Raw genomic sequence first — 17,105 nt, 5'->3', positions numbered from 1 at the left:
CTGCTCCTGCGTGTTAATCGGTGACAAAACGGATCTGATCGCCAGCACGCAGACCAAGGATTTCGGCCTGATCGCGGTCCAGATCGACATGCGTGCTATTCACAACATTCATGTAAAGCCAGCTTGCCTGATACCCGGAAAGTTCCAGCGTACAGGCAAGATGGCGTTCCATGGAGGTCGTGCGATCAACGATTTTGCGGATGGTGGCGATTTTGGAATGGCGAATAGTGCGGATGTCATCAAGCCGGACATCAACGCATGGTCCGCCGTCAAAAATATCGACCGCATTTGAAAACCGGAAACCTTCCTTTTTCAAAAGGTTCAGTGCTGGGCGCGTTTCATCATGGGTTTTGCCGATCACATCCTGGGCGGCCTTGGGCAGCATTTCGATATAGATCGGATATTTCGGCATCAGATCGGCTATGAACTGGTTATTGCCAATTCCGGAAATATAATCGGCATCGGGGAACGGGATATTGAAGAAATGCGATCCCAGAGCTTCCCAAAGTGGTGATTTGCCGTTTTCATCCTGCCAGCCGCGCATTTCGGCCATGACCATTTCCGAAAACCGTTCCTTGAAGCACCCCATCAGCAAATATCGCGATCGCGCCAGAAGCTGCCCGTTGCCGTCCTTGCGATAATCGGGGTCAAGGTAAAGAGTTCCGACCTCGGTAGCACCCTGATAATCGTTCACGAGGGTCAGCAGGCGCGATGTCACCGTGACATTCAGCTCATGCGAATATTGCGTCAGTTTCAGGATTTTGTAGTTATAGAAGGCCTTTGATAACCCGACCCCGGCATAGATCGCGCAGGTGCCTGCGACCTTGCCATTGGCGGTATCTTCGAGAACCATGAAATAGCTTTCACCACCGGGGCCTTCTATATCTGCCCCGAAGGCCTCGATGCTTTCAGTGATGCGGGCTTCAAGCACGTCACGATTGGCCGGAAGGGTGGTCAAACCCTTGCTGGCCGAGGATGCCAGATCAACCAGCCGGTCAAGGTCGCTCATACGGGCGGGGCGGACACGCATCATGATTTTATATCTCCGTCTTTTTCAATGCGTCGGGTAAATCGCCTGAACCGGCTTTCATCAGGATCAGGGCCGAAAGCTTTGCCCGTTCGATCAAACTGTCGAGCTTCACAAATTCCTGATCGGAATGGATCAGGCCACCGCGTACCCCAAGGGTATCGATATTGGGTAATCCGGCCTCGGCCAGATTGTTGCCATCGCAACAGCCCCCCGTTGCCTTCCATGAGATGTCCAGATCAAGGTCATGACCGAGCTCGCGCACCCATTCAAAAAGCGCCCTGGTCCTGCCAGCCATTGGTTTTGGCGCGCGGCCAAACTGGCCATGCAGTTCGGCCGTGATGCCGTCACGCTGATTGATCGCGGCAATGACATCGGCAATTTCATTTTCGGCCTGATGGCGTTCGTCATGGTTTGAAACCCGAACATTAAAGCGCACCACGGCGCTATCGGGCACGACATTGACCGGCCCGCCGCCATCAATCTTGCCGATATTGAATGTGGCTTGGCCAACCTTGCCGTTAAGCTGATCAAGGCGCATGACGCAGTCACTGGCCGCGACCATGGCACTGCGCCCGGCATGAAATTCACGGCCCGCGTGGGCGGCGCGCCCCTTGATCCGGATGGAAAAGTTGCCTGATCCCTTGCGTGCCCCGGCAAGGGTGCCATCTTCCAGTGCTGGTTCATACAGCATGCCGAAATCGGCGGTACGGGCGCGCTCTGCCAGAAACGGGGCCGATCCGATGGAGCCGGTTTCTTCATCCGGGTTCAGGATCACGTCCCAGCCGATGCCACCCGCAAACGGGCTTCGTTCCAGCGCGCTTAGCGCATTGAGGATCGTCAGGATGCCGCCTTTGGCATCGGCAACACCCGGCCCGTTCAAGGTGTTTTCATCGATCAGGCGCGGGGTTTGAAACGCACTGTCGACGGCAAATACCGTGTCATAATGAATGCACAGCAAAACCCGAACCGGGGCGTGTGGCCGTTTGGAAAAATGCAAAAGCTTGCCATAGCACACGGGCGCGATGCTGCCGTCCGCGGCGACTGCTTCGCCATCGGGCAGGTCGATGACAGAGGTTGTAGCATCAAGTTCGGCAAAGGCATCCAGAATGGCATCGCGCATCCGGTCAAGGCCGTCGATATTGTCTGTGCCACTATTGATCGCCGACCACGATTTCAGGCGATCAAGCGTTTTATCGTAACGCTGATCAAGCCAGTCGAGCCAGGGCTGAAACTTTACATATTTGGTCATGATAACCTTTGGGACGTTTTGGCATTGTTGATTGATTATTGGGTTTATCGTGCCAAAAAACGCCCGGCAGGTGGTGCGGGATCGGGGGACGGAAACGGAATTACATGCGGGCGAGTAAAAAGCGAAAAGGTAATTTTATTTCAAAATTAATATCCGTAGAAAAATAAACTTGATTTAGGTCAGTCTTTCTTACCAAATAATGGCAACAAAACTGACCTAAAGAGAAGCCCCATGACTGTCCAATGGAATGACCTGATCGTTCGCGATGCCCTTGCGCTTACCGCATCCGAAATCCGTGACTTGCTTAAAGTGGCCGACCGGCCGGAAATCATTTCCTTTGCCGGGGGCGTGCCTGATCCATCGCTTTTCCCGCTGGCCGATTTCAATGCCATCTATGGCGATCTGACGACCGACGAGGTTGCCGGTCGCAAAAGCCTGCAATATTCCATCAGCGAAGGCCTGCCGGCCCTGCGTCAATGGATTGCCGATGATCTGGCAGCCAGCGGTGCGGTGCGCGGAATTGATAACATCCTGATCACCTGTGGCGCGCAGCAGGGGCTTGATATGCTTGCCCGTTTGCTGCTGGAACCGGGGCGTGAAATCGTCGTGGAAAAACCAAGCTACCTTGGCGCGATGCAGGCCTTTTCCATGCGTCGTCCGACCTATGTCGGGATGAATATGGATGATGATGGCCCGGTGATTGCCGAACTCGAAGCTGCCTTTGAACGTGGTGCGCGCATTGCCTATCTGGCGCCGGATTTCCAGAACCCGACCGGGCGGTCCTATAGTCTTGATCGGCGTCTGGCGGTGCTTGAAATCGCGCGTAAATATGGTGCGGTCATTCTTGAAGACGCGGCCTATTGCAAGCTGTCCTACGAAGGCGATGTCTTGCCATCGTTGCTTGCCCTTGATGAAACCAACGGTGATCCAGAGGCCGGAACCGTCATCCAGCTTGGCACATTTTCCAAAACGCTGGTGCCTGCCCTTCGGATCGGGTGGGTCTGTGCGCCGCGTCCGGTGATCGAACGGCTGGTTCTGATGAAGCAGGCCGGCGATCTGCATGTGTCGACCATCAATCAGGAAGTCGCCCTGCGTGCGGCGGGCAAACTGTTTCCGGGTCATCTTGATACCATCCGCGATGCCTATCGCGCCAAACGCGACACGATGCTGGCTGCCCTTGACGAATTCATGCCCGAAACCGTGTCCTACACCCGGCCCGAAGGCGGCATGTTCATCTGGCTGACCCTGCCGGAAAATATAGACAGCCGCCAATTGCTGGAACAGACCCTGCACGACGCCAAGGTCGCCTTTGTCCCCGGTCAGGCTTTCTTCTGTGACCATACTGGTCGTAATACCGCGCGCCTCAGCTTCGCCACCGAAAAGGCGGGTCGCATCCGTGATGGCATTGAACGTCTGGCCTTGCTGATCCGGCGGGTGCACAACCAGTAAAAAATCGGCTTCATTTTTGCGTCACGCAATTGGTAAAACTTCTCTATAAAATTAGAGATGCATGTGATCTTTAAAATCTTTGGTTGCGGTTCCCTGACTTTAAGATCATGAGGCAGGGTGACTGATTGCGAGACAGCAAGGGCGGCGACATGCTTGATGAAATTACCTCGGAAGTTGCCAAAACGCCAAACGGTATATGGAAAGAAAGCATTCTTGCGCTTTATAAAAACTGGCGTTTAGTGCTCGTTCTGGGGGGAGGGGTTGCCTGCGTCAATGTTGCGACCACTTTTTTGACAGTCGATTTGGTCGGCAAAGTGCTCCAATGGCTGGCAGAAGTTGCGATCATATATGTCGGATGCGGATGGGTGCTTTCGGGCATGTCGGGGAAACCGGATGTGTCGGGCGTCGGATATATCCAGCGTCGTGATTTTTGCGTCAGGGTTGTTATCCTCTATTTTCTGGCGGCGATGCCAAATCAGTTCTTTCTGTTGCTCTATACAGGCAGCTTCGATTGGTCTTACCCTTTACTGGCTTATAACTCGCGGGCAATCGCCTCTGCTTTTATCCGATGGTCGTCGATCTGGTTGGTTGGGGCGTTGCTGATAACATGGCTGCCTGCGGCCCTTCGGCTTGATGATGACACTGGAATTTTGCACGCATTGCAGCGCGGATGGAAAACCATTGGCTATGTTGTCGTGCAATTTCTGATTGGCCCAACGGTCTTGATTGTTGTTAAAGAGCTTTGCGGCGTCATTTTCGCAGATGTTGCGATTGAAGCTCTGGTCGCTTCGGGAGGTGTTGGCGACGGAATGTACAGGTTGATTTCAGTTTCAGCCTTATTTGCGATGTTTGGTGTGGTCTTTAAGTTGTGGTGGGCGATGATGGTCGGGATTGTTGCGGCACGGGCTTACATAATTGCGCGCCAGGATATTAACCTTGAATGACTGTCTGAGATACTTCAGCAACGGCGCAATCATTTTATCATGATACCAAAGAGCGAGGATCACCATGAACATCCTGCGCAACGCATCAAAACCATCGGCCAAAGGATCGCCGGATTACTTCACGGGTGCGGTTCGGATCGATAGCCCGTTTCAGACCACCGATCCCGCCCGTGTCGGCGGGGCCATTGTGACGTTTGAACCGGGCGCGCGCACCGCATGGCATACCCATCCGCTGGGCCAGACCGTGATTATCACAAGCGGCCTTGGCTGGGCGCAGCGCGAAGGCGGACCGCGCGAGGAAATCCGCCCCGGTGATATCGTCTGGTTCGAACCGGGTGAAAAGCACTGGCACGGGGCGACCGACAAAACCGCGATGACGCATATCGCGATTGCGGAATCGGTCAACGGATCGGCGGTGGATTGGCTGGAAAAGGTGGCGGACAGCGATTATCTGGGCCAATGACCTGACCCGAATAAAAAAGCCCGGCAGGGGTGGGGGACCTTTCTGCCGGGCCGGAGTTGCTGACAAGTGTCAGCAGGTAGACGGTTAAATCCGGTATTGGTGACCGGATACTTTCAGGAAACCCCGGTGATCAGGCTGCGGAGCAAAAGCGACACGGCCCCGATCACAAGGATGCCCCCGGCATAGAGCCCGATAAACCAAAGAACACGCCGGGTTTTGGGTTTGGGTGAAAATGCCGTCATCAGTGATATCCTTCATCCCCGACCTTGCCCCGGAATACCCAATAGGCATAGGCGGTATATGCCAGAATGATCGGGATCAGAATGGCAGCACCGACCAGCATGAAGGACAGGCTGTTGTCGGGGGCGGCGGCCGTTCTGAAATCAATCATCGGTGGGACGATATTGGGATAAAGCGTGATGCCAAACCCGGCATAGCACAGGAAGAAAATGCCAAGTGTAATGCCAAACACCGTCTTTTCCCGGTGCTTGACCGCATGCCAAAGCCAGAAAAGCAGGCCGGTCGTGACAATCGGGATCGGGGCAAGGAAAAACAGGTTTGGCATATCAAACCAGCGCGCGGCATAAGCCGGGTGGATATAGCTTGTCATCAATGACACCACGCCAAGATTGGCCGCCATCCAGATGACCGCAGGTTTGGCAAGGGCTCGTAAACGCCCCTGAAAATTGCCTTCCATCTTCATGATCAGCCAGCCGGTGCCAAGCAGGGCATAGCCAACCACGACGGCGGACGCGCAGAACACCGAAAACGGGCTTAGCCAGTCAAACGGGCCGCCAACGAATTTGGCATTTTCAACGGCAATGCCTTCGATAAACGCACCCAGCATTGCACCCTGCATCGCGGCCGCAATGATGGATCCGGCGGAAAAGGCAAAGTCCCAGTGTTTTTGATGATCGCGGCTTTTGAACCGGAATTCGAACGCCACCCCGCGAAACACCAATGCCAGCAACATGGTGAAAACCGGGATGTAAAACGCGGTCATCAGCAATGAATAGGCCAGCGGGAAGGCGGCATAAAGCCCGCCACCGCCCAGCACCAGCCAGGTTTCATTGCCATCCCACACCGGGGCAACCGTATTCATCATCTTGCCGCGTTTGGCCGGGTCCTTGATGAAGGGAAACAGAATACCGATGCCAAGATCAAAACCATCGAGCGTGACATAGGCGAAAACGGCAACCGCAATCAGAAGTACCCAGATCAGTTGATAATCCATGATCATTCTCCTGCCGTTGGGATGGTGGGATCGGCAACCGGACGGCTTCCGGCGCGCAGCACCTCGCCCTTGGGCGAATGGGCAAAACGAGGGTCCTTGTTCATCGCGCGGATGATATAGGCGGTGCCAACCCCGAACACGATGGCATAGACAATGACGAATGCGGCAAGTGACCCGGCAATTGCCGCCGGGGCAACCGGCGATCCGGCCTCGGATGTGCGCATCAATCCGTAAACCACCCAGGGCTGACGCCCGATTTCGGTGGTGAACCATCCGGCCAGAATGGCGATAAAGCCGCTCGGCCCCATGATCAGGGCAAAGCGATGCAGCCATGTACAGCTATAAAGCGATTTGCGCCACCGGGCGAACAGGCTGACGATACCAAGTAACGCCATCAAAACGCCCAGCCCGACCATGATGCGGAATGTCCAGAATACGATGGTCGCATTCGGGCGGTCTTCGGGGGAGAAATCCTTTAATCCGGTGATCCTGCCATCCCAGTCATGGGTCAGGATCATCGACCCCAGTTTCGGGATTTCAATGGCGTATTTTGTTTCCTCTGCCGCCATGTCGGGCCAGCCAAACAGGATCAGCGGCGCGCCATTCTGCGTTTCAAAATGGCCTTCCATCGCGGCGACCTTGGCCGGTTGATGTTCAAGGGTATTAAGCCCGTGCATGTCACCGGCCACGATCTGGATCGGGGCCACAATGGCGGCCATCCACATTGCCATGGAAAACATGATCCGTGCAGCGCGGTTTTCCCGATCACGCAGCAGATGCCACGCACCCACCGCACCAACCACAAGGGCGGTGGTCAGGAAGGCGGCCAGAACCATGTGAACAAGCCGATAGGGGAAGCTTGGATTAAAGATCACATCCCACCAGCTTTGCACAACAGCCCGACCATTTTCGATGATATGGCCGGTGGGTGTTTGCATCCAGCTATTGGCCGACAAAATCCAGAAGGCGGAAAACAATGTGCCAATCGCAACCATGGTGGTCGCAGTGAAATGCAGCTTCGGCCCGACACGGTTAAGGCCAAACAGCATGATGCCGAGGAACCCGGCCTCGAGGAAAAAGGCGCTTAGCACCTCGTAGGCCAGAAGCGGGCCCAAAACCCCGCCGGTAAATTCGGAAAACGGCCCCCAGTTCGTGCCGAACTGATAGGACATGACAATGCCCGAAACGACACCCATGCCAAAGGCCAGCGCAAAGATTTTCAGCCAGAACTTATACAGCGCCAGATAGGCATCATCGCGTGTGCGCAGCCAAAGCGCTTCTAGAACGAAAAGGAAACTGGCCAGTCCGATGGTAAAGGACGGAAAAATGATGTGGAGCGAGATGGTAAATGCGAATTGCACGCGGGCCAATATGTCGGGATCAAACATTGGCGTTGGTCCTTTTATCGGGCAAAGCCTTCCTGTTGGACCGCGTTTTTCGCTGCGACGCGAAATCGCTCATTGCATGACCTGATCCCATAAAAACAAAGGATCAGGGGTCGTGTTCATAAGGACAAATTGATAAAGGGATCGCGTGCATTGTGCATTGCGTATTCGCAATTTTGATCTGGAAAAATTCGATTATGCGTTTGTGGAAAGGCAAAGCTTTTCCAACGCCAGCGAACTTTGCGTCTGGCGGCGTTCCTTGTGGCGGAGCATCATGAATTTGCGTGGGCGGATGTGAAATGCTGCACGGAAAAGCCGCCCCTGCGCGATCAGGGAACTGACGGCGAAGCTTGAAACGGCGGTTGCGCTGATGCCGGTTTCAACCGCGGTAATCACCGCCTCGTTCGCCGGTAATGTCAGGGCGATTTTGAGTTTTTGCGGATCAATGCCCGACTGGTGTACCGCATTCTCAAAATCGGAACGTGTACCAGATCCGGCTTCGCGAAGGACCCAACTGCTTTGAGTTGTCAGGTCCTGCGCGCTTAAGGGCCTGCCATCGGCCCAGGGATGTTTGGGGCCGACCACCACCACCAATGCATCTTCGGCGACTTCGCGCATGGCAAGTGCCGGTTCATCAACTTCGCCCTCAATAAAGCCGATATCGGCGGCACCACCACGGACGGCATCGGCCACGGTTTTTGTATTGCCAATCGTCAGATTGATGGCAATGCCGGGATACTGATCATGAAACTGCATCAAAAACGGTGGCAGCCAGTAACTGGCGATTGTCTGGCTGGCATAAACGTTAAGCTCGCCGCGCTGCAATCCGCCAAGTTCGGCCAGTGTCAGTTCGGCGGCGCGTGCGCGTGCCAAGGTCGCCTTGGCCTCGTTTAAAAACAGCCGCCCGGTTTCGCTAAGCTCGATCCGCCGTCCGACCCGGTGGAACAGCGCAACGCCATAAAACCCTTCGAGGTTCTTGATCGCCGAACTGACTGCCGAGGGGGTGAGGCCAATCGCATCGGCGGCTTTTGTAAGATGTTCGCGTTCGGCCACGGCCACAAAGATGGCAAGCTGTTCAAGCGTCATCATGGCATTTATCCAAAAATCATTCGAAATAATCGAATGAAATATCCATTTTTATTCGATGGAAGTAAATGATTGTTCGTGTGATTTTTCGCCTGTCACATTTTACAGGCAGATCATGTTTTTTAAGGCGCACATCAAATCCCTTTTGCCCGGTTTGTTCCTGACCACGGCGATTGCCCTGATCGCCAAACTGGTCGAGCAGGCGGAGCGTAGCCTTTTGGGGCATGGCTGGATCGAAAGTCTGGTTTTTGCGATCCTTCTGGGGGTTGTGGTGCGCTCCGTGTTCGGCCTTGCCAAGCCGTTTCATGACGGTGTGCGGTTTTGTGGCAAGACCGTGCTTGAAATCGCGATTGTTTTGCTGGGCGCGTCAATCAGTGCGCAGGCCTTGGGGCAGGCGGGCTTTGGCCTGATTGCGGCCATTGTTCTGGTGGTTTGCGCCAGTCTGTTTTTAAGCTTCCATATCGGGCGGTTACTTGGACTGTCGAAGCATTTAGCGATGCTGGTGGCCTGCGGCAATTCGATCTGTGGCAATTCGGCGATTGCCGCCACCGCCCCGGTGATTTCAGCAAAATCCGATGATGTTGCGGCCTCCATCGCCTTTACCGCTGTTCTGGGGGTTCTGTTTGTTTTTGCCCTGCCGCTGGTGCATGTCGGTCTGGGCCTGAGTGCCGCGCAATATGGTATTTTTTCCGGCTTGACGGTTTATGCAGTCCCGCAGGTTCTGGCCGCGACGGCCCCGGCGGGTGCGTTGGCCGTGCAGGTCGGCACCCTGGTCAAGCTGATCCGCGTTCTGATGCTTGGCCCGGTGATCTTTGCGCTTGCCCTTATGGGGGGGCGCAAGCGCGAGGTCCGCCTTCCTGTCACCCAGATGGTGCCGTGGTTCATTGTCGGGTTTGTGGCGATGATGGCAGCCCGTTCATTTGGCCTGATCCCCGAAATCGCGCTGGAGCCGATGCGCACAATTTCATCCTTCCTGACCATCCTTGCCATGGCGGCATTGGGGTTAAGTGTTGATATCCGAAGCGTCATGCATGTCGGCGGGCGGGTAATTGCCTCAGCCCTTCTGTCGCTTCTGGTGCTGTGTGCACTTGGTCTTCTGGTGCTGGTGATTTTGGCCTGATCGCAGATAAAAAAAACCCGCCGCCTGTTCGGGGGGAATGGCGACGGGCAAGGGGAAGATGCGTCCGGCATCTTCAGACATTGGCGAGCAGGCACTGTGGGAGGCAGGGATCGCTCAATGTCACGGGTAGATCTGCGTTGGTAATCTTCTTTACGTTCTTGCTTCTGTTTTAGATTGCTCGTTTCCTTGTTCGGCGTGTTTCAGTGCATTCCATTCGTCATCGGTGAAGATGCGTGATCGGGTCAGAAAGCGTTTGCCTTCGGGTCCCTCAAGCGAAAACATCCCCCCGCGTCCATCCACGACGTCAATGATCAGCTGTGTGTGACGCCAATATTCGAATTGGGCGCGTCCGATATAAAACGGGCTGCCTTCAATTTCGCCCAGTAACACATCCTGATCGCCGGTTTTGAATTCCCCATCCGGAAAGCACATCGGGGCACTGCCATCGCAACATCCCCCCGACTGATGAAACATCAGGGGGCCGTGAATGTCCTTAAGCTTCCGGATCAGGGCGGTGGCCGCATCGGTGGCCGTCACCCGTGCCGGTATCTGGTCTGTCGTCATTTTCGCCTCCTGTATCGGGAACGGCCGGGTGCAAGCAGGCACCCGGCCAACATTTTCCGATCAGAAGAAGCCCATCGGTTTCGGATCATAGGAAACCAGCAGGTTCTTGGTCTGCTGATAATGGTTGAGCATCATCTTGTGGTTTTCACGCCCGATACCCGATTGCTTGTACCCGCCAAAGGCCGCATGCGCCGGATAGAGGTGATAGCAATTGGTCCAGACGCGACCGGCCTTGATATTGCGGCCAAACCGATAGGCGCGCGTGCCATCGCGGGTCCAGACACCGGCACCAAGGCCATAAAGCGTGTCATTGGCGATTTTAAGCGCCTCGGCCTCGTCCTTGAAGGTCGTGGCGGAAACCACCGGGCCAAAGATTTCCTCCTGGAAAATCCGCATCCGGTTATGGCCCTTGAAGATGGTTGGCTGAATATAGAACCCGGTCGAAAGATCACCGCCCAGTTCCGCCTTGCCGCCACCGCAAAGGACTTCGGCACCTTCCTGCTTGCCGATATCAAGATAGGACAGGATTTTTTCCATCTGTTCGGTCGATGCCTGCGCGCCGATCATGGTTTCACTATCAAGCGGGTTGCCCTGTTTGATATTTGCCACACGCGAAAGCACGCTATCCATGAACTTGTCATAGATGTTTTCCTGAATAAGCGCACGCGACGGGCAGGTGCAGACCTCGCCCTGGTTCAGCGCGAACATGGTCAGGCCTTCGGCGGCTTTCTGGCGGAAATCGTCATCCTGTGCCATCACATCGTCAAAGAAGATGTTCGGCGATTTGCCACCCAGTTCGAGTGTGACCGGAATGATGTTTTCGCTGGCATATTGCATGATCAGGCGGCCGGTGGTGGTTTCACCGGTAAAGGCGACCTTGGCGACCCGGTTGCTTTGTGCCAGTGGTTTGCCGGCTTCAACCCCGAAGCCCTGCACAACGTTCAGCACACCGGCCGGAAGAAGATCACCGACCAGTTCTAGCAGCACGCAAATTGATGCCGGGGTCTGTTCAGCCGGTTTCAGGACAACACAGTTGCCTGCCGCCAGTGCCGGGGCCAGTTTCCAGACTGCCATCAGGATCGGGAAGTTCCATGGAATGATCTGCCCGACAACGCCAAGCGGTTCGTGGAAGTGATAGGCGACGGTATTGTCGTCAATCTCGCCAAGCGATCCTTCCTGTGCGCGGATGGCACCGGCAAAATACCGGAAATGATCAATCGCCAGCGGAATGTCGGCGGCGAGTGTTTCACGCACGGCCTTGCCGTTATCCCATGTTTCCGCAACCGCGAGCATTTCAAGGTTCTGTTCCATGCGGTCGGCGATTTTATTGAGGATATTGGCCCGTTCGGTGACAGACGTTTTGCCCCATGCTTCTGCTGCGCCGTGGGCGGCATCAAGTGCCTTTTCGATGTCTTCCGAACTGGATCGTGCGATTTCGCAGAATGGCTTGCCATTTACCGGCGAGACATTTTCGAAATACTGGCCCTTGACCGGTGCGGTCCATTCGCCACCGATAAAGTTGTCATAACGGGATTTGAAAGCAACGACGCTGCCCGCGTCGCCCGGATTCTTGTAAATCATCTTGGATCCTCCATGATCGGAAGGCGGCTTTGCCACCTGTTTTTGGTTTTGGCCCTGTCATTTCCGCAAAGCCCGTGCCAGTTCGCAAAATCCCGTGCCAGATGACCGGATGATCCGTTTTTTTTGTCTTTTAACAATCGGTTGGAGGAGGGTGGTGGCGCAAGGTGTCTGTGCCATTGCGTCCCCTGCGATGACACAGGTGACACAAATTGTCCCATATTCGTGACACTGTGAATTGTGTGGCGGTTTTGCCGCGAAACCGTTTGGCGTTTCGGCCCTGTGATGTGTTACGATCCTTACCGTGATCGGACGCGGCAAAAGCTGCAAACCGGGCGATGTCAAAAGGCATTCCCGATAAAACACCGGCACAAGGGAGATAACGTCTTATGTCTGGAAACCATCATGGTGGACGGATCGAAGCTGCGTTGCAGTTAAGCGGCGTCGCCCAAAATCGCGCCGTCCTCGAAAGCTGGCAACGTTGCGAACAGCGCTTTGGTCTGGCCCATGACACGTTGCGCCGTCCCGAAGTCATGCCCGAAAGTCAAACCCGCCAGCGCCGTGATCGCAGCGGACGGCTTTATCATCATGCCCATGATCTGGTGCGAACCCTTTATCGCAAGATTGATGCGTCGGGCTATGCGGTTTTCCTGACCGATAATGACGGTGTGATCCTGGACAGTGTCGCGGCCCACACACTGCTTCCATCGTTTCGCACCAATGGCCTTTTGCCCGGTGCTGTCTGGAGCGAGGAACGCGAAGGTACCAATGGTATCGGAACCTGCATCGTCGAAGGCCGCCCGATCACCATCCACAAGGATGAACATTTTCTGGCGCAACATGCAGTTTTGACCTGTACGGCGGCCCCGGTATTTGACCCCGAAGGGCAGGTTTGCTCGGTCCTTGATGTGTCGGCAGTACGTGATGATATCAAACGCACCGATTGTTTGCGGGTCCGAAGCCTGATTGCCGATTATGCCGATGCGCTTGAACGTATTCTGTTCTTTGATGAATGTGCGTCCGACCTGATCCTGCATCTTCATCCCGATGCCCAGCATGTCGGATCAACCCGCGATGCCCTGATTTCGATTGGCCCGGATGGCAATATCCGCGGGGCGACGTCGACCGCGCGCCGTTTGCTGGCGGCGGCGGATAATGCGCGCGATGTGCAATCGATGTTCGGTTTTGATCTTGATGGCCTGATCTCGACCCTTGGCGTGGGTGAGGGGACATCGACCTCGATATCGGCCAAGGCCCTGCCGGTCAATGGTGGGGGGCTTCTGTTTGGGCGGATAACTTTGCCCGAAAAGCAGCGGCGCAAATTCGTCTCGATGCGGCCCGCACCAGTATCGCGGCCGTCCGCACGTTTGGCGGCGAATGAAACCGGTGAGATCCCCGATCAGGACCCGGCAATCCGCCGTCTTTACAAGGTCGGCAGCAAGCTTCTGACCAACCGTATCAATGTTCTGATGTCGGGTGAAACCGGCAGCGGCAAGGAACACATGGCGCGCGCCATCCATGCCGCGTCTGTTGGCGCGCGCAAACCGTTCGTTGCGATCAATTGCGCGGCCCTTCCCGAAAGCCTGATCGAAAGCGAGCTTTTCGGTCATGCCGGTGGTGCCTTTACCGGGGCGGCGCGCGATGGATTTGGCGGGCGGATCAAACAGGCCGATGGCGGGACGCTGTTTCTGGATGAAATCGGCGATATGCCGCTTTCGGCACAGGGGCGGCTTTTGCGTGTGCTTGAACAGCGCACGGTCGAACCGCTGGGCAGTACCAAATCCGTGCCGGTCAATTTCCGCCTGATCTGTGCCAGCAATGTCGATCTGACCCGTGCGGTGGCGGATGGCAAATTCCGCGAAGATCTGCTTTACCGGATCAAAGGTGCGCGGCTTTCCCTGCCAGCACTTCGCGAACGGTCCGATCTGCCCGATCTCATCGCCCGGCTTCTTCGGGGTATTTCTGGCGATATGGCGGGGGATGTTCGTTGTTCGGACGACGTTCTTGAATTGCTGTCACGCCATGACTGGCCGGGCAACATCCGCGAACTGGTCAATGTCTTGCAATATGCCTGCGTCTTTGCCGAAGGTGGTTTGATCCTGAGGTCGCACCTGCCCGATGATTTCCACGAAACCGTCACGCGGGACCCGGCCCCTGCCGGATCGATCCTGAAACGGGCTGAAGCCGATGCATTGCGTCAGGTGCTTGATGATCACCGCTGGCATATCAGCAAAACCGCCAAGGCGCTCGGCATCAGTCGCAATACGCTTTATCGCAAGATGGATCGGTTCGATATAAGGCGAGAGGTCTAGCCCTTAAGCACGCCGTCAAGTGGCGAGGGCGCGGTGAGGCTTTCGAGCGGATAGCCCGAAAAGGTTTTGGTGCGTTCCATCACCACATGGCCGCGGAAATTCTCGATCCCGATATTGGCGGCCAGAAGTTTTTCTTTAAGCTGGTTGAAATGTGCGATATCGCGGCAGATCATGTCCATCGTGTAATCGAACGGACCGGCGATTTTATAGCAGGAAATGACTTCGGGCACGTCGGTGATCGCGGCTTCGAACCGTTTGAAATCATCGACCAGATGATTGCCCAGCGTGATTTCGGCCATGATGTGCAGATTGGCACCGATCTTGTCCAGATCGATTTCGGCCAGATACTGCGTGATCAGCCCGGCTTCTTCAAGCTTGCGCACCCGTTCCAGACAGGGTGATGGTGACAGATTGACCTCTTCTGAAAGATCAAGGTTCGAAATCCGGCCGTTGGTTTGCAAAACCTGCAGGATTTTGATGAACAGTCGATCCAGTTTCAGCATGGTCATTCCAGCTTGATGGGCAATGCTGCCTGTTTATCACCGCTTGTCATTACACGCGACCAAAATCCCCGAAACAAACTGCAAATCCTTGTCGGCAAGCCCATGATTTTGATTGTCGAACGCGCCCGGATCGTTTTTAAGTAGGGCAAATGATAAAGGGATATTTTTCATGTGCGGCATCACTGGTCTGTGGCTTGGTCGCAATAGCGACGGCGATAAATTGCGCAACACCATCACGCGCATGACCGATGCGTTGCTGCATCGCGGGCCGGATGGCGGCGATGTCTGGTGCGATAGCGATGCCGGACTGGCGCTGGGGCAGCGTCGCCTTGCCATCATCGATCTTTCCGATGCCGGTAAACAACCGATGCATTCGGCCGATGGCAGATACGTCATGGTTTATAATGGCGAGGTCTATAACGCCGAAGACCTGCGTGCCAAACTGGCCGGTGAAAATGTCGCGTGGCGCGGCCATTCCGACAGTGAGGTTATCCTTGAGTGCATGGCGCGCTGGGGCGTGCGTGATACGGTTAAACGCCTGATCGGCATGTTCGCCATCGCCCTTTGGGATAAAAAGACCGGCAGGCTGACCCTGGTGCGTGACCGTTTGGGTGTCAAGCCGCTTTACTGGTCACGTTTTGACGGAAATATTGCCTTTGCGTCCGAGCTAAAGGCCTTGATTGGTGGCAATGTCATTTCGCGCGAAGTCAATCGTACCGCGCTTGATGCCTATTTGCGGTTTGGCTATGTGCCATCAGGGCATTCGATCTATGCCCATGCCAAAATGTTGCAGCCGGGCCATATTCTTGAAATCACGGGGGAAGGCCATGTATCCGAATTTGCATACTGGTCGGTCGAAGATGCCGTTCTAAGTGGTCAGAACCATCATTGGAGTGGTGATGATCAAAGTGCGATTGATGCGCTTGAAGATTTGCTGCGCGATGCCGTCGAACGGCGGATGATTGCCGATGTGCCACTCGGCGCGTTTCTTTCGGGTGGTATTGATTCCTCGACCGTGGTTGCCCTGATGCAATCGATTTCCGACCGGCCGGTGAAAACCTATTCCATCGGCTTTGACCATGATGCCTATAACGAGGCGGCCTTTGCCGGTAAAGTCGCTAAACATCTTGGCACCGACCATACTGAGCTTTATGTCACCGCACAGGATGCGCTTGATCTGGTGCCGCGCCTTTCTGAAATCTATGATGAGCCGTTCTTTGATAGTTCATCCATCCCGACCAGCCTGATTTCGACCCTGACCCGCAAGGAGGTGACGGTTGCTCTTTCGGGCGACGGCGGGGATGAAACCTTTGGCGGCTACAATCGTTACCTTTGGGCGCGCCAGATCAGCAATATTGCCAAAAACATTCCGTTTTTTGGGGCGTCGTTGGTGTCCAAGGGGCTGACGGCGCTTTCGCCTGCGCAATGGGATGCCCTGATCGGTCTTTTGCCCGGCAAGCGCGGGACAGCGGCATTGGGTGACAAGATTCACAAGGTCGCGCCGCTTTTGGAAATACGTGATGATCTGGATCGCTATCAGGCGTTGCTTTCGCTTTGGAATCCGGATGTCCTGATGGCGGATGAGCCGGATAAACAGCGCAAGAAATTCCGCATTCCGGGCGAAAAATTCTGCCGGAATCGAAATCTTGATCATGTGTCCGCGATGCAGGTCATGGATACGATGATGTATATGGTCGATGATATCCTGACCAAGGTTGATCGGGCGTCAATGGCTAGTTCGCTTGAAGTGCGTGTGCCGTTGATTGATCATCGCGTCATTGAATTTGGCTGGCGGATGCCCGCGCATCTTAAATTGGATGGTTCGGTGGGAAAGGTTGCCCTTCGGCGTATTCTTTATAAGTATGTCCCTCGTGAGCTGATTGATCGTCCCAAAACCGGTTTTGGTGTGCCGTTGGCAGAATGGCTGCGTGGACCGCTTAAGGAATGGGTAGGCGACTTGCTGGCACGCGATGCGCTTTATTCTGATTTCGGGCTTAACCGAGAGGAAGTTAATAAGCGGTTTACCGAGCATCTTTCAGGTCACCGCAACTGGCCGCACCAGCTTTGGACGATTGCCATGCTGTCGGATTGGCAGCGTCGCTGGCTTGGTTAAGCTAAGCTGATTGCAAAAAAATCTAACTTTGAAAGCCCCGCCGTTTGGCGGGGTCAGACTGCTGACAAAGTCCTC

General features: G+C 55.2%; 15 protein-coding genes. 6 read left to right on the top strand and 9 right to left on the bottom strand.

Annotated features, from left to right (window positions below; translation table 11 throughout):
* Window positions 1–13: 13 nt before the first annotated feature.
* Both SMB34_RS13570 and SMB34_RS13565 read right to left on the bottom strand, forming a co-directional pair.
* Window positions 14–1,033: an arginine N-succinyltransferase gene (locus SMB34_RS13570; RefSeq protein ID WP_051682303.1), complete on the bottom strand. Its 1,020-nt coding sequence runs from the start codon at window positions 1,031–1,033 to the stop codon at window positions 14–16.
* A gap of 4 nt (window positions 1,034–1,037) precedes the next feature.
* Window positions 1,038–2,279 carry a hydrolase gene (locus SMB34_RS13565; protein ID WP_037990808.1) on the bottom strand — a complete coding sequence of 414 codons (1,242 nt, stop codon included), beginning with the start codon at window positions 2,277–2,279 and terminating at the stop codon, window positions 1,038–1,040.
* Between the two features lie 231 nt (window positions 2,280–2,510).
* On the opposite strand from SMB34_RS13565, the gene SMB34_RS13560 reads away from it, so the two are divergent.
* The 3 genes from SMB34_RS13560 to SMB34_RS13550 all read left to right on the top strand — a co-directional run bounded on the left by SMB34_RS13560 (window position 2,511) and on the right by SMB34_RS13550 (window position 5,135).
* Window positions 2,511–3,728, top strand: coding sequence for an aminotransferase-like domain-containing protein (locus SMB34_RS13560; protein ID WP_051682302.1), 1,218 nt, complete (start codon window positions 2,511–2,513; stop codon window positions 3,726–3,728).
* A gap of 149 nt (window positions 3,729–3,877) precedes the next feature.
* Window positions 3,878–4,672, top strand: a complete 795-nt coding sequence (locus SMB34_RS13555; protein WP_037990807.1) for a hypothetical protein — start codon at window positions 3,878–3,880, stop codon at window positions 4,670–4,672.
* 64 nt (window positions 4,673–4,736) lie between these two features.
* On the top strand, window positions 4,737–5,135 hold the full coding sequence (locus tag SMB34_RS13550; RefSeq protein WP_037990805.1) for a (R)-mandelonitrile lyase: 399 nt from the start codon (window positions 4,737–4,739) through the stop codon (window positions 5,133–5,135).
* A 113-nt stretch (window positions 5,136–5,248) separates the two neighbouring features.
* On the opposite strand, the gene SMB34_RS21070 is transcribed toward SMB34_RS13550, so the two are convergent.
* The 4 genes from SMB34_RS21070 to SMB34_RS13530 form a co-directional block, all read right to left on the bottom strand.
* Window positions 5,249–5,377 (bottom strand): DUF2474 family protein, encoded by a 129-nt coding sequence (locus tag SMB34_RS21070; protein ID WP_037990803.1) that lies wholly within the window; start codon window positions 5,375–5,377, stop codon window positions 5,249–5,251.
* Window positions 5,377–6,369 carry a cytochrome d ubiquinol oxidase subunit II gene (gene cydB / locus SMB34_RS13540; protein WP_434801674.1) on the bottom strand — a complete coding sequence of 331 codons (993 nt, stop codon included), beginning with the start codon at window positions 6,367–6,369 and terminating at the stop codon, window positions 5,377–5,379. The genes SMB34_RS21070 and cydB overlap by 1 nt, the downstream gene beginning before the upstream one ends.
* A 2-nt stretch (window positions 6,370–6,371) precedes the next feature.
* Window positions 6,372–7,757 carry a cytochrome ubiquinol oxidase subunit I gene (locus SMB34_RS13535; RefSeq protein WP_037990799.1) on the bottom strand — a complete coding sequence of 462 codons (1,386 nt, stop codon included), beginning with the start codon at window positions 7,755–7,757 and terminating at the stop codon, window positions 6,372–6,374.
* Between the two features lie 192 nt (window positions 7,758–7,949).
* Complete coding sequence (locus SMB34_RS13530; RefSeq protein WP_338057855.1) at window positions 7,950–8,843, bottom strand: LysR family transcriptional regulator; 894 nt, start codon at window positions 8,841–8,843, stop codon at window positions 7,950–7,952.
* 112 nt (window positions 8,844–8,955) lie between these two features.
* On the opposite strand from SMB34_RS13530, the gene SMB34_RS13525 reads away from it, so the two are divergent.
* Window positions 8,956–9,960, top strand: a complete 1,005-nt coding sequence (locus SMB34_RS13525; protein WP_037990798.1) for a YeiH family protein — start codon at window positions 8,956–8,958, stop codon at window positions 9,958–9,960.
* Between the two features lie 150 nt (window positions 9,961–10,110).
* Here SMB34_RS13525 and SMB34_RS13520 read toward each other — a convergent pair whose 3' ends face one another.
* Window positions 10,111–10,524 (bottom strand): DUF779 domain-containing protein, encoded by a 414-nt coding sequence (locus SMB34_RS13520; protein ID WP_037990797.1) that lies wholly within the window; start codon window positions 10,522–10,524, stop codon window positions 10,111–10,113.
* Window positions 10,525–10,584: 60 nt separating this feature from the next.
* Window positions 10,585–12,105, bottom strand: coding sequence for an aldehyde dehydrogenase (gene adh, locus SMB34_RS13515; protein WP_037990839.1), 1,521 nt, complete (start codon window positions 12,103–12,105; stop codon window positions 10,585–10,587).
* A 386-nt stretch (window positions 12,106–12,491) separates the two neighbouring features.
* On the opposite strand from adh, the gene SMB34_RS13510 reads away from it, so the two are divergent.
* On the top strand, window positions 12,492–14,414 hold the full coding sequence (locus SMB34_RS13510; RefSeq protein WP_037990795.1) for a sigma-54-dependent Fis family transcriptional regulator: 1,923 nt from the start codon (window positions 12,492–12,494) through the stop codon (window positions 14,412–14,414).
* Here the strand turns inward: SMB34_RS13510 and SMB34_RS13505 are convergent.
* Window positions 14,411–14,917, bottom strand: a complete 507-nt coding sequence (locus SMB34_RS13505) for an Lrp/AsnC family transcriptional regulator (RefSeq protein ID WP_084716621.1) — start codon at window positions 14,915–14,917, stop codon at window positions 14,411–14,413. The two genes, SMB34_RS13510 and SMB34_RS13505, sit on opposite strands and share 4 nt — an antisense overlap.
* Window positions 14,918–15,086: 169 nt before the next feature.
* Here SMB34_RS13505 and asnB point away from each other — a divergent pair, with 169 nt between their 5' ends.
* Window positions 15,087–17,030 (top strand): asparagine synthase (glutamine-hydrolyzing), encoded by a 1,944-nt coding sequence (asnB, locus tag SMB34_RS13500; RefSeq protein WP_007091415.1) that lies wholly within the window; start codon window positions 15,087–15,089, stop codon window positions 17,028–17,030.
* The last annotated feature ends 75 nt before the right edge of the window (window positions 17,031–17,105 follow it).

The organism is Thalassospira permensis NBRC 106175, from assembly GCF_000714555.1.
GTDB classification, from domain to species: domain Bacteria; phylum Pseudomonadota; class Alphaproteobacteria; order Rhodospirillales; family Thalassospiraceae; genus Thalassospira; species Thalassospira xiamenensis.
Note: the sequence above shows the minus strand (reverse complement) of the source record. Positions and strands in the feature narration are given on the sequence as shown.

Coding starts and splice junctions, on each gene's coding strand:
- SMB34_RS13570 (WP_051682303.1), bottom strand. CDS start 1,033: ATGATGCGTGTCCGCCCCGCCCGTATGAGCGACCTTGACCGGCTGGTT.
- SMB34_RS13565 (WP_037990808.1), bottom strand. CDS start 2,279: ATGACCAAATATGTAAAGTTTCAGCCCTGGCTCGACTGGCTTGATCAG.
- SMB34_RS13560 (WP_051682302.1), top strand. CDS start 2,511: ATGACTGTCCAATGGAATGACCTGATCGTTCGCGATGCCCTTGCGCTT.
- SMB34_RS13555 (WP_037990807.1), top strand. CDS start 3,878: ATGCTTGATGAAATTACCTCGGAAGTTGCCAAAACGCCAAACGGTATA.
- SMB34_RS13550 (WP_037990805.1), top strand. CDS start 4,737: ATGAACATCCTGCGCAACGCATCAAAACCATCGGCCAAAGGATCGCCG.
- SMB34_RS21070 (WP_037990803.1), bottom strand. CDS start 5,377: ATGACGGCATTTTCACCCAAACCCAAAACCCGGCGTGTTCTTTGGTTT.
- cydB (WP_434801674.1), bottom strand. CDS start 6,369: ATGGATTATCAACTGATCTGGGTACTTCTGATTGCGGTTGCCGTTTTC.
- SMB34_RS13535 (WP_037990799.1), bottom strand. CDS start 7,757: ATGTTTGATCCCGACATATTGGCCCGCGTGCAATTCGCATTTACCATC.
- SMB34_RS13530 (WP_338057855.1), bottom strand. CDS start 8,843: ATGATGACGCTTGAACAGCTTGCCATCTTTGTGGCCGTGGCCGAACGC.
- SMB34_RS13525 (WP_037990798.1), top strand. CDS start 8,956: ATGTTTTTTAAGGCGCACATCAAATCCCTTTTGCCCGGTTTGTTCCTG.
- SMB34_RS13520 (WP_037990797.1), bottom strand. CDS start 10,524: ATGACGACAGACCAGATACCGGCACGGGTGACGGCCACCGATGCGGCC.
- adh (WP_037990839.1), bottom strand. CDS start 12,105: ATGATTTACAAGAATCCGGGCGACGCGGGCAGCGTCGTTGCTTTCAAA.
- SMB34_RS13510 (WP_037990795.1), top strand. CDS start 12,492: ATGTCTGGAAACCATCATGGTGGACGGATCGAAGCTGCGTTGCAGTTA.
- SMB34_RS13505 (WP_084716621.1), bottom strand. CDS start 14,917: ATGCTGAAACTGGATCGACTGTTCATCAAAATCCTGCAGGTTTTGCAA.
- asnB (WP_007091415.1), top strand. CDS start 15,087: ATGTGCGGCATCACTGGTCTGTGGCTTGGTCGCAATAGCGACGGCGAT.